The organism is Cyanobacterium sp. T60_A2020_053 (assembly GCA_015272165.1).
Classification (GTDB): domain Bacteria; phylum Cyanobacteriota; class Cyanobacteriia; order Cyanobacteriales; family Cyanobacteriaceae; genus Cyanobacterium.
The window spans coordinates 44,136-56,331 of sequence record JACYMF010000018.1; the positions used below are offsets into that span (position 1 = coordinate 44,136).

General features: G+C 36.1%; 15 protein-coding genes. 3 read left to right on the top strand and 12 right to left on the bottom strand.

All coding sequences use genetic code 11. From position 1 onward, the window contains the following. Position 1 precedes the first annotated feature (1 nt). Positions 2–1,300, top strand: a complete 1,299-nt coding sequence (locus IGQ45_03055) for an HlyD family efflux transporter periplasmic adaptor subunit (protein ID MBF2056205.1) — start codon at positions 2–4, stop codon at positions 1,298–1,300. Between the two features lie 75 nt (positions 1,301–1,375). On the opposite strand, the gene IGQ45_03060 is transcribed toward IGQ45_03055, so the two are convergent. The 12 genes from IGQ45_03060 to IGQ45_03115 all read right to left on the bottom strand — a co-directional run bounded on the left by IGQ45_03060 (position 1,376) and on the right by IGQ45_03115 (position 8,600). Next, positions 1,376–1,567, bottom strand: a complete 192-nt coding sequence (locus IGQ45_03060; protein MBF2056206.1) for a hypothetical protein — start codon at positions 1,565–1,567, stop codon at positions 1,376–1,378. Positions 1,568–1,573: 6 nt separating this feature from the next. Beyond that, positions 1,574–1,840, bottom strand: a complete 267-nt coding sequence (locus IGQ45_03065; GenBank protein ID MBF2056207.1) for a TM2 domain-containing protein — start codon at positions 1,838–1,840, stop codon at positions 1,574–1,576. Between the two features lie 33 nt (positions 1,841–1,873). Next, positions 1,874–2,356, bottom strand: a complete 483-nt coding sequence (locus tag IGQ45_03070; protein MBF2056208.1) for a DUF2752 domain-containing protein — start codon at positions 2,354–2,356, stop codon at positions 1,874–1,876. Between the two features lie 477 nt (positions 2,357–2,833). Beyond that, positions 2,834–3,637 (bottom strand): hypothetical protein, encoded by an 804-nt coding sequence (locus IGQ45_03075; GenBank protein ID MBF2056209.1) that lies wholly within the window; start codon positions 3,635–3,637, stop codon positions 2,834–2,836. Positions 3,638–3,839: 202 nt separating this feature from the next. Continuing rightward, positions 3,840–4,349 (bottom strand): hypothetical protein, encoded by a 510-nt coding sequence (locus IGQ45_03080; protein ID MBF2056210.1) that lies wholly within the window; start codon positions 4,347–4,349, stop codon positions 3,840–3,842. 90 nt (positions 4,350–4,439) lie between these two features. Then, positions 4,440–4,592, bottom strand: a complete 153-nt coding sequence (locus IGQ45_03085) for a hypothetical protein (protein ID MBF2056211.1) — start codon at positions 4,590–4,592, stop codon at positions 4,440–4,442. Between the two features lie 9 nt (positions 4,593–4,601). Beyond that, a complete protein-coding gene (locus IGQ45_03090) occupies positions 4,602–5,003 on the bottom strand; it encodes a hypothetical protein (GenBank protein ID MBF2056212.1) in 402 nt (133 codons plus the stop codon). Then, positions 4,990–5,472 (bottom strand): DUF3368 domain-containing protein, encoded by a 483-nt coding sequence (locus tag IGQ45_03095; protein ID MBF2056213.1) that lies wholly within the window; start codon positions 5,470–5,472, stop codon positions 4,990–4,992. The genes IGQ45_03090 and IGQ45_03095 overlap by 14 nt, the downstream gene beginning before the upstream one ends. Beyond that, on the bottom strand, positions 5,469–5,735 hold the full coding sequence (locus IGQ45_03100) for a UPF0175 family protein (GenBank protein MBF2056214.1): 267 nt from the start codon (positions 5,733–5,735) through the stop codon (positions 5,469–5,471). The genes IGQ45_03095 and IGQ45_03100 overlap by 4 nt, the downstream gene beginning before the upstream one ends. A gap of 42 nt (positions 5,736–5,777) precedes the next feature. After that, positions 5,778–5,942 (bottom strand): hypothetical protein, encoded by a 165-nt coding sequence (locus tag IGQ45_03105; GenBank protein ID MBF2056215.1) that lies wholly within the window; start codon positions 5,940–5,942, stop codon positions 5,778–5,780. Between the two features lie 197 nt (positions 5,943–6,139). Continuing rightward, positions 6,140–6,853, bottom strand: coding sequence for a DNA repair protein RadC (radC, locus tag IGQ45_03110; GenBank protein MBF2056216.1), 714 nt, complete (start codon positions 6,851–6,853; stop codon positions 6,140–6,142). A 445-nt stretch (positions 6,854–7,298) separates the two neighbouring features. Then, on the bottom strand, positions 7,299–8,600 hold the full coding sequence (locus IGQ45_03115) for a hypothetical protein (GenBank protein MBF2056217.1): 1,302 nt from the start codon (positions 8,598–8,600) through the stop codon (positions 7,299–7,301). 159 nt (positions 8,601–8,759) lie between these two features. Here IGQ45_03115 and IGQ45_03120 point away from each other — a divergent pair, with 159 nt between their 5' ends. Next, positions 8,760–10,121, top strand: coding sequence for a UDP-N-acetylmuramoyl-tripeptide--D-alanyl-D-alanine ligase (locus tag IGQ45_03120; GenBank protein MBF2056218.1), 1,362 nt, complete (start codon positions 8,760–8,762; stop codon positions 10,119–10,121). Between the two features lie 339 nt (positions 10,122–10,460). Further along, complete coding sequence (locus IGQ45_03125) at positions 10,461–12,047, top strand: DUF4070 domain-containing protein (GenBank protein MBF2056219.1); 1,587 nt, start codon at positions 10,461–10,463, stop codon at positions 12,045–12,047. The last annotated feature ends 149 nt before the right edge of the window (positions 12,048–12,196 follow it).

The window sequence follows — 12,196 nt, forward strand, 5'->3', positions numbered from 1 at the left end:
TATGACCAAGCGCCCTCCCCTGTTGATCAATCAAGGTAAAAATTGGATAATCATCTCTGTTTCTCTTGCTGTAGTTGCCCTCATTGGTACCACTGTTTATACCTTACAACGAGGAGGAAACACTGCCGTCAATGAAGAAACACCTCCCCCTGTAGCTCCAATAAAAGCCGTCAGCGCTTTAGGAAGGATCGAACCAAAAAGTGAAATTATCAGAGTTGCAGCCTCTCCTAGTATGGCTGGAGCGAAAGTTAAAACCCTGTTGGTATCTCAAGGAGATGTAGTAGCGCAAGGGGATTTAATTGCCGTCACTACGGATTATGACAGTAAAGAAGCGCAGTTGAATCAAGCGAAACAAGAATTAAGAGTGGCAGAGGCAAACTTGGCAATAATTCAAGCGGGGGCAAAGCAAGGACAAATTAACGCTCAAATCGCTACGGTGGAAAGATTACAGGCACAAATAGAGGCACAGCAGGAAATTGATCAAGCGCGCATCGACAGGTTACAAGCTCAAATTACATCAGAAAAACGAGAAAGACAAGCTACCGTAGCGCGCCTCAAAGCAGAATTAAATAATAGCCAAAGTGAATTAAACCGTTATCGTCAACTATCCCAAGAAGGGGTAATCTCTGAGTCTGATTTTGATGCCCGTCAATTAAATTTTGAGACGGCACAAAAACGCTTCCAAGAATCAGAAGCCAGTTATCAAAAAACTGTTGATACTTTGACGGCAGAAATGAAAGAAATCGAGGCACAAACTCAGCAAAATAGCAATACTTTATTAAAACAAATTAATGAAGCAGAAGCTCGACTAGATGAAATTCAGGAAATTCGCACGGTAGATGTTGCCCAAGCGCAAGCGCAAGTGGGAAGGGCGCAATCCGCCATTAAACAAGCAGAAGTAGAGTTGGAATTAACTCAAATACGAGCGCCCGTCAGCGGTACAATTATCGAAGTAATGGCAAAGGAAGGGGAAATTATCGAAAACTCTCAAGGGGTGGTAGAAATGGCTAACTTGGATGAAATGTTAGTTATTGCTGAGGTGTATGAAAGTGACATTAGTCAAATTACTACGGGGAAGGGCGCTGTTATCACTAGCGAAAATAACAGTTTTTCTGATGCCATTAACGGCGAAGTGATGGAGATTAGCAGTAAAATTGGTAAAAAAGACGTTTTGGAAACCGATCCAGCTGCCAGCGTAGATGCTAGAGTAATTGAAGTTAAAATCGCCATTAATCCTGAAGATACCGAAAAAATTAAAAACTTAATTTTTTCTCAAGTATTAGTAGAAATTGCCCTTTAGAAAAATATTAGCTAAATTGAAAACAATTACCCAAAAATCCAGCGCCCTCCACCTCACTCTATCATCATTGTTGTATTAACGAGACTGTTTATGCAGGTAAAAACGATAAAAAAAGAAAGCTAATGTTAATAATTGTAAGGGAATAATTGTTACATATCCTTTCAAAAAAGGAGAAATATCTAAACTAGAAAAAAAAGTAAAATATCCTAACCCCAAAATCATTAAAATAAATTTAGTTTTGAGGTTTTTAGTGGTAATTATTTTCACGGTTAATTAAAACCATCCTTGTTTGTTAACAATATAAAGATTATAAAATTCTTCATCACTTTTCGTGAGATAAATAATCCCCTCCACTAAACCAATAATACCGATAATAGGGGAAGCGAACCCACAACTCAAAATACTCACTAACAACATAATAAGTCCTTCTTGGTTGTAACCTAAAAGAAATTTATGTACCCCAAAAACACCGATGAGGATTCCACAAATCCCAGCAGCTAGTTTCTTTCCATTTACCTCTGAAGCATTAAATCCACTCATTTTTTTACTTAATAAATATTAGAGACATTAAAATTATTTTTGGCTAATTAAATTTCCTAACGGTGACATCTCAAAATCAGTGACTAAAGTGCCATCATGATAGAGAATTAACAATTTACCCCCATAATAGACCACTAAACTTATTAAAATCAAGCATTGTATCTTTTTATTACTTAACCAAGTATATACTTGACTATTGACCTTTTTTTTGCTAATAATTTCTAAAAATAAATGTATAGTAGTTAACAGGAAAAATAAAAATAAAGGAAGTCCAAAAAGATGTTTTTGTAGAGAAAGAATAATTTTTCCTTGAGCAAGAGCAATAAAAGAGCGAGTTAAACCACAACTAGGGCAAGGAATACCCGTAAAGCTCAAAATTAGACACTTAAAAGGGGAATGATGATTGGTATAACCATATAAAAATGAACCGATAATGGGGGATAAGACAGCGCCCGTCACCCCATACCGAATGTGAATAGAGAGAGGCGATAATTTTTTGTTAGTTATTTTAAACATTAATTAGGAGATTTACTAAATCTTAGATTTTCTATATAAACGGATCTAAAATGACATAAAAGGACAAATAAATAAAAAGTTTGTGAAAGTATTCGATTTCGGTTTCAGAAAAGTAATATTTGATGTACGATAAAGGGAGATTTTGGTTGCCCCTTTTGGGGAAGTACCTTACAAAAATAGGATAGTAATACTATTAACGCTTCCGTGGGTGAAGCAGTCTGTTAAATCAGATAACATAAGTGTCTTAAAAATATTTTTTAAGGCTTTGAGGGATACCTCCTTTTGAGTATTTTACTCAAATGCTATTGCAGTTTATTACGGTATATGCCGTTTTATTCTGCATAAACGTATCAGTAAATGAAAAGTATTTTAGGTGTTGGTAGGGAAAAGGGAAGATAATGAATTGTGAATTATCCATTGTCCATTGTCCATTGTCCATTGTCAATTACCCTCACCAAAATACTTTTTCAGCACCACCTAACTAGATTTAGCCTTAGCACCAGCGCCCGTCATCCCTTGAATACCAAACCAACCAAGGACAATATAAGCCATAGCTAATAGAAAACTACTAATGCCAGTGCGGAGAGTTTGTTTTAATGCTTCGGTTTGAGTACCTTGGGTTTGCTCTCGCCGTAAAGTGCTTAACTGAGTTTGTAATCGATCTCTTGCCTCTTCTAGCCTAACTTGTAACTCCTCAGGTTTCTGTGACAAATCTAACAACTGCTGTAATTGATCCCGTTGAGAAATGATATTATCTACCTGCTGTTGATTTAATCTTCTGCCTTCAATGACACCCCCAGCATCGATAACCTCATTTCTCTGGCTAATTTCTTGTTGTAACTGTTTAGGGTCTTTAGCGATAGAATCAAGTTGTTCTAAAAACCCTTGAATTTGCCCTTCTTGTTGGCTAAATTCTTGCTCAATTTGTGACAGTGCCTCACCACTAGCGGTACTAACATTACTCAAATGGAGCGGTACAAGTAATAAAAACATCAAACCTAACAGACTAGATACAATAAAAATAGGTAATCTGATAGCAGGAATCGGTTTACCAGAAGATGAAGCATTATCACTCATCCACCATCCCAAAATTAACAAGGTTATGCCTAATAAGGGTACAACACCACGATCTACTAAACTATTAGTCACCGTAATTTGCCAACTGCGATTTTGTAGATTAGGAGGAATCATGAGAAAAATAAAATCAATGAGGGATGAAATTAACATCACTAACCCAACGAGTTTAACTCCCAATGCTGTAAAAGAGGTACTAACTTTCATAATAAAATTTTCTTAGATAAAATTTTCTTGACTAATTCACTATAGTGTTTTTTGTCATCTTCAGATTTTATCTCGAATTGAAATTAATATGATATGGATAAAAAAGAGTCAGGTTGTAGATGACTACCCAGAAACTAAGCCATCCTTCCCCGACTTTTATTGTCTCTAACCTCTGATGTTGATAATTTAGTGGTTTATTAGATTATTTGTTTTTGATGTCCTCTGGAATATCAATCTCAATTAATTCTTGTAAATTTTTAATAGCTTCATTAAAGCAACTGACTTCTGAATTATATTTATCGACATCCTTACTCATTCTCTCCTTCTTTTTTGACATTAATTGCTTGATATAGCTGAATAAATTATTAATTAAGTTTTTCATTTCTACTTGCTCATTCCAACAATAGTTAACTAATTCTTCTGTAGTAAGACCTTCACCAAAACTGTTAGCTTTATTTCCTGCATTAATTTTCCACTCTGTATTTTCATCATCTCTTATTAATAGAAATATATGCACATATTTTCCAGCATTAACAAAATTAAAACAGTGGTCATGAGGAACATCATACTTCTTAAAAAACTGAATAGTGAGTTGCAAAACTTTTTCTAATCTCTCACAATAATATTGCCTTTTTTGCTCTTGATTTTCTTTTAAATGAGTATTGCAAAAATCAAAATAATCCTTGATTTGTTTCATTTCTGACTCTAACATAATTAAGCCTATTTACTAATTTGTACTAAAGAATTAAAATTCTTCTACTTATTTATCAGGGAAATCTCACCCATTTATGCAGACTTATTTTTATAAGCAATACGAAAAGCCAAAAAAATTAATAGCCATAATGACCATTGCCCAAAACCAGTGAGGTAGAAATAACTGTTTAGCTATCTGTCCAGTGTCGATGATAATTTGATTAACCATTTTTTCAACATTTTCCAGCAATAAGAATAGCATACTTTCTTATTAATAATTCATCTGCTCTATCTGTAGTTTTAGTTGATCGCCAAGGAGGAGGGCGCTGTCAATATCAGCTTTGAGGTCAAGGTAAGGTTGTCGGAGGGCGACCTTTTCTGCTTGAATTGCCCTTCTGGTGGACTGTCTCAGTTGTCCGGCTAGTTTACGCTTTCCCAAAATGTCTAGTCCTACGGACATGATACTGTCAGGGGTAGCTTGGGTGGCATTCTGGTTAATTTCCCGAATGACCAAGTTAATTTCTTTTTTCAGTAGTCTTAACTGCTTCTGTATCAGGTTAATCTGCTTTACCTGTAGTTGCACAGGGGTAGAGTTGATTGATTGCAGTTGTTGCCTAAGTTGATTGATGGTTTGGTGGGCGCTGTTGATGTCCATAGTTTCAGACATTTGCATGATCAATTTTGTTTAAAATATCTTCTATTAATTGAGGTGAAACAAAGAAATTAGTTTGTTGTAATTCTTGGAATTTACTCGGTTTAATAAGTTTAGCCAAACAAGCATCATAAAGGATACCTAATAAACCAATAATATTTAATCCTCGACTTTTAGCTATTTTTCTAGCAAACTTTTCATCTAAAATAATTAAATCTGCCGATATTTGTTCTGCTAAAATGATTGCTGATTTTTCCCCTGCATCCAGTTGTTCTAGTTCTAAATCATAGTTATCATCAATACTATGTATTATTAGCCACTCTAGTAGATTCTGACACCATTTTTTGACTTTTTCTGGAGTTCCAAATGCTGTTAATTCTTGATAAACTGTTTTAGTAACAATGACTTGACCGTATAGCTTAGGTAGAACATCAATGCAATCAATCAAAATTAAATAACATAGTGGTGAAGTATCAGAAATAATAATCATCTTTTTCTGAGTTGACTAACTGTATTAAAATCATGACTTAATTCTTCATCATCATAATTAAGATAAATACCAGATTCTTTAAGAAATTGATGAACTTCTAAAGTAGAAGAAAGATTCAGTATTTTTCTAAGTTCAGTAGTAGTTATAAGTTGATTTTGGTAGGACTCTAAGGCTAAACTATTTAATACTTTTTGGGATAAATTACCCCATTTACGTTCCATTTTTGCTGTCACTTCATCAGGTAAGTTAATGATTATTTGCATGGCATTTATTCAGACTTTATTACATTTATTTTATCATAATAACTACTTAACTTCGACAGGTAAATTACGAAATACTGTTTGACCGCCCACCTGCTTAATATTTACATCAGTGAGAGGGTTATGGGCATTAACAGGTGCTAATTCCACCATGATAATAACCTGACAAATAAGGATAAGGGTAAGGAAAAGATTAGTGTATTTGTTCATGACTTTTAATGATATGTAGAGAGAAACTGATCAAAGCTAATGGGTTTTTAGGTAGTTATGAATAAAATATTAACACCTTTGCAAAAAAGTACAGGCAAGATGCCTGTTTCACAGTGCAAAAAATCCTAATTGTTGGAAAAGTCTATGATGTTAAAATCTTTGATTTATAAAAATTTTGACCCCTTATCCACTGTCAATTATTCCCAAAGATCACAATTTTCTCTCATACTGTGGTGATTACCGTTACCGATAATAAGATGATCTAAAATAGGAATGCCAATAATTTCAGAGGCGCTTAATAATTGTTTCGTCAGTTGCATATCTTCAGGAGAAGGCTCAAGGTTTCCCGAAGGGTGATTATGGGCGATGATGATATTAGTAGCTGATTGGCGGATAGCTTCTCTGAATACTTCCCTCGGATGCACTAGGGTTTCATTGATGATGCCTACGGTAATAATTTGGGTGCTAATTAAACTATTTTTACTGTCTAAAAATAATACCGCAAATCTTTCTTGTGATTGCCACATTAATTCATGGCTAAACGCCGCCGCCGCAGACTGAGGGCTATCGATAATGGCACGGGCGCTGGGACGAAATTGAAAGGTTCTTTTTCCTAATTCTACTCCGGCTAAAATAGTTGTGGCTTTTGCTGGTCCAATGCCGGGAATATTCATTAACTCTATGGGTGAAATTTCTCGTAATACGTCTAAAGGGTCTCGCTGATTTTCGCTTAATTGATTGAGGATATATTGAGCTAAACCCACCGCAGATAATTTTCCTTTTCCCTGCCCTGTACCTAACAAAAGGGCTATTAATTCGGCGGTGGTAAGGTTTTTTGCTCCCACTTCTAAAAGTCTTTCTCTGGGGCGCTCATTGAGGGGTAAATCGGCAATTCTGAGATGATAAACCATTGAGGCAATTTAATAATTTAAGGGGAGGGCGCTGTTGAATCAATTGTCAACAGTTTTGCTACATTTTACTAGATAAATTGAGGTAAAGCATTTTAGCTAACCCCCAAGTAAGCCTCAAATAATACCACAAATTAGAGTCCTAGCGATAAAGTCAAGGTTATCTAATCTTTTGTTTAAGTTTCTTTTAAATTGTGATTGATAGAGTTAATTGCAGTCTTAATGGTGGCAATATTTATCTTATATTATTAAATTTATCATCCAAAGATTTGATTAAATCTTTTAACTCTCTCAAGTCGTTGTCCGTTAGTGTACTCATGATAAAATTTCCCTAGATTTTAGATGATTGCTCTTAATTTATTTTACTTGATGAAGTAAATTTTATCAGTTATTAAGTCTGTGGTTTGGCGCGCGCCACCCCATAAGGGAGAAGAAAAATTGGTATATTTTAATTCTTAGCATAGATGCGACGCAGAAATGATAAATCAAGACGACCAAAATTTACACTAAAAGCAACGTTAACTTTTTCTAAACTTTTTACTAACCACATCGCTCCATCTTTAGTGAAAGATTCATAATGATTGAACAAAATTGAAAATCTTTTTTCCAAGTAGGGTTTCACTTTACTACAGGTTAAAACTAACTTTAAAAATACCCCTATAGTTTTCGTTGTACCCATATTACTCACCATGTCCATGAAAATCATGTGGTTGGGGTGGTGGGCGCTGTCCACAATCATATAATTAAACAGTTGAGTATAGGTACGCATTTTTAAAAACTCATCAGGTTTTTTATAGTTATGATCAGCATACATTCCTTGTAATCTATCATAAATTTTCTTGTTAAAAGAATTTTTCCCATATTTTCCGTCAATGGATTGAGTAATATATTCATACAAATCATCTTTAAATGACTGATAATTTTTCACATCATCAGTATGGGTAATAAAACTACGGGATAAATCTTGATAAGAATAACCATTTTCTACGGTGCCAACATAATGTTTTAGACTTCTGCCCAAATCACGATTACTTAACAGTGTAGGATTTTCTACTGGCGTGATAATGCGACTGCCTTCTTGATCATTTTCTTTAATTTTTTGGGCTACTCTGACTTGATAGGTGACAAAACGAGATAAATTAGACTCAAATTTTTTCTCTAATTGCTGTTTTACTGTATAAACTGTTTGTTGTTGTTCTTTACTACTATCAACTCCTAGTAAACAATGATCATACAGGTAAGGATAGCGAGTAATCAAATTACCAACTACTTCCTCTTTTTTCTCTTGATTTCTTTTTTTACCTTCACCAATAATAGTAGCTAAACGTTTTAACTGTTTGTAATATTCACTATCAACAAATTCTCTTACTCCCTGTCTTAATTTTTCGGCAAAGGTACGCACATAGCCACGGTGCAAACTTCTGGGGATGTAATCAAATATGTCAACTAAATCAACGATATATCCTTGAGTTTGAGGGGAAATTTGCCAACGATTAACTAAAATATGACAGCAACGATTTAAAATGAGGGGAAATTTGCCGTTTAATTGTTTATTATCAAAAATTCTAACTAGGGTTTCTAGCACTTTTGGGTCATCGTAACCTTGAACTTGCACAAACAAACGATCGAATCTTTCGATCATCGCTTCGGGAGACTCGGTTTTAACACAATTCAACAAGTGATCAAAAAGATATTGTTCACTGTTATTATGTTGATTGAATTGTAGTCTGGCGACAGATGGGGTGTTCACGGCAGTTCATGATATGGTGTATCGAGGATTTAATTTTTTCTTCTACATTTCATTGTAAGCCAACTGCTGTACTTTTTTCTCTGTTAAATTACCCAAATTGTACCCTTAACTGTTTATTAATTTATCAGTTAAATTACTTAATTTTATTATTATTTTTTGATGAAAGTGACTTTTAATTTAGATTATATCCGTAAAATTACTGATGCTAAGGTTAGTAATGTAAATAGTGATATTTTAGTTAAACCTTGGCAAGGGATTAGTACCGATAGTCGAACCTTAAAAAAAGGTCAAATTTTCTTAGCTTTACGAGGAGAAAAGTTTGACGGACATCAGTTTTTAAGTGATGCTATTAATTTGAGTGCATCTGCTCTAATTATTGATTATGATTATGATGGAGAAATTGAAGATATTGCTAATGTTAGTATTTTAAGGGTAAAAAATACTTTACTAGCTTATCAAAAAATAGCACAAGCATGGCGACAACAATTTAATATTCCTGTGATTGGCATTACTGGTTCTGTAGGTAAAACTAGCACGAAGGAGTTAATTAGTGCGGTGTTAAATACTCAAGGTAGGGTGTTAAAAACTACTGCTAATTTTAATAATGAAATTGGTGTGCCAAAAACTCTTTTGGAAATAGATGAAAGTCATGATTTTGCTGTGATTGAAATGGCGATGCGCGCTAGGGGTGAAATTGCTTTGTTGACGGAAATTGCTGACCCTACGGTGGCGATTATTACTAATGTTGGCACGGCGCACATCGGCTTATTAGGCTCACGGGAGGCTATTGCAGAAGCGAAGTGCGAGTTATTGGCTAATTTACGCCCTGATGGTGTGGCAATTCTCAATGGTGATAATGCTTTATTGATGAAAACGGCAGGGATGGTATGGCAGGGTAAAACCGTTACCTATGGCTTGGAAAATGGCGATTTAAAAGGTCAAATCGTTGAAAATGATAAAATTGAAGTAAATGGTCAAATATACCCGTTACCCTTGCAAGGAGACCATCATGCTTTAAATTATTTATCGGCTTTAGGAGTGGTGCAGGTGTTGGGTTTGGACGAGAAACCTTTACGGGATGGGGTTGAGGTGGTGTTGCCGAAGGGGAGGGCAAGATCAATCAATGTTGGTAATGATATTATTTTGTTGGATGAGACTTATAATGCTGGTTTTGAGTCGATGATTGCTTCTCTTAAGTTGTTAAAGCAGACGAAGGGCGCCCGTCACCTTGCCGTATTGGGGACAATGAAGGAGTTAGGAGATTTTGCACCGCAATTACATTATCAGGTGGGGGAAATGGTGAGGGAGTTAAATCTTGATTTACTGTTAATTTTAGCCGATGAACCGGCAACAGAAAAAATGGCGGAGGGCGCTGTGGGTATAAATACGGAAATTTATCAAAATCATAATCAATTATTAGCACGATTACAACAAGAGATGAGAGCAGGGGATCGCATTTTGTTTAAAGCCTCTAATTCTGTGGGTTTGGGGCGCATTGTCGAGCAACTAATCACAAGTTAAAAGGGCAAAGGTTAATAGGTTGCGGGTTTCAGGTGTAATGCTTATAAATTAAAGAATTAAGCCAAATAGTTATTTTTCATAAATTGCTCATTTGTATCAATAATTTTTGATGGGGATGGAAAAATACAGTATTTTTAGAGAAAAAAGGCTATTTTTTGCACTTATTTCACCTAATACCTAACACCTGATACCTGACACCTTTATTTCACCTAATACCTAACACCTGATACCTTTACAGCACCGAAAATTTGATCTCAAATTATATTTACATAAATCATTTAGATTTTTTTAGGTTAAAGTTAAGTTTAAATAAACATCTCGCTATAAAATACTCTGACCATGAAGGCTTTATTAATTTATCCCATTTTTCCCCCGACTTTTTGGTCTTATGAAAAGATTTTAGAATTAGTTGATCGCAAAGTTTTATTGCCTCCTTTGGGCTTAGTAACGGTGGCGGCGATTTTACCTCAAGAGTGGGAATTTAAACTGGTGGATCGCAATATTCGCCCGGCTACCGAGGCAGAATGGGCATGGGCTGATATTGTCATCATGTCAGGAATGATTGTGCAGAAGGATGATTTAATTGAGCAAATAAAAGAAGCTAAACAACGGGGTAAATTAGTTGCCGTGGGTGGTCCTTATCCTACTTCTGTACCTCACGAGTTAGAACAAGCTGGAACGGATTTTCTCATTCTGGATGAGGGGGAAATTACTATTCCGATGTTTGTGGAAGCATTTACCAACGGTGCAACCGACGGGGTTTTCCGCACCACCGAAAAACCAGATGTTACCATCACTCCTGTGCCTCGTTATGATTTGTTAGAGTTAGATGCTTATGATTCGATGTCGGTGCAGTTTTCGAGGGGTTGTCCTTTCCAATGTGAGTTTTGCGATATTATTGTGTTATACGGTCGTAAACCGCGCACGAAAACCCCTGAGCAGTTACTGAAAGAGTTAGATTATCTTTATGAGTTGGGATGGCGCCGTAGTGTGTTTATGGTGGATGATAATTTCATCGGTAATAAGCGCAATGTTAAGTTATTGTTGAGGGCGCTGAAAGATTGGCAGGAAAAATATCAATATCCTTTCCGCTTCAATACTGAGGCTTCTGTGGATTTAGCCGATGATGACGAGTTGATAGATTTGATGGTTGCCTGTTATTTTGATGCGGTATTTTTGGGCATTGAAACTCCCGATGAGGATAGTTTACAGTTAACTATGAAATTCCAAAATACCCGTAGTTCTCTGGCTGATTCTGTTGATAAGATTATTCGTAAGGGTTTGCGCCCCATGGCTGGTTTTATCATTGGTTTTGATGGGGAGAAGAAGGGCGCTGGTGATCGCATTGTGCGTTTTGCGGAGCAGGTGGGCATTCCTACCACTACTTTTGCGATGTTACAGGCTCTTCCTAATACTGCACTATGGCATCGTTTGGAGCGGGAAGGGCGCTTGAGACATGGTAAGGATGGTAATATCAATCAAACTACATTGATGAATTTTATCCCCACTCGCCCCGTGGAAGATATTGCTCAAGAATATGTGGATGCGTTTTGGCAACTTTATGATCCTCATCAGTATTTAGATCGTAATTATCGTTGTTTCCTCAAATTGGGTGCGCCCGTCGCCCATCCTCCTGCAAAACTACCGGCGCTGGTGGATTTGAGGGCGCTAATGGTGGTGATTTGGCGACAAGGTATTAAACGGGACACGCGCTGGAAATTTTGGCATCATTTGTTTAGCATTATTAAACATAATCCGGGAGTGTGGGAGCATTATTTAACTCTTTGCGCTCATAATGAGCATTTCTTGGAATACCGGGAAATTGTTAAAAATCAAATTACGGCACAGTTACAAGAGTATTTAACTAATACTCAAAATAGCGAACATTCTGCCGTGATGGCGCAACCAGAAATGATTGCCAGTTAGTTCTATATCGGCAGATAAGGGGTTTAAGCCCCTTGTTCTAAGTCAAAAACCCTCTTTAATTGAACGTTCGTTGCGACAGTCCCCAATCTCAGCAAAGCGGATTGGGGAAGGATAGCGACACCCTTATTTATTTCCCCCCTTCTTGATTT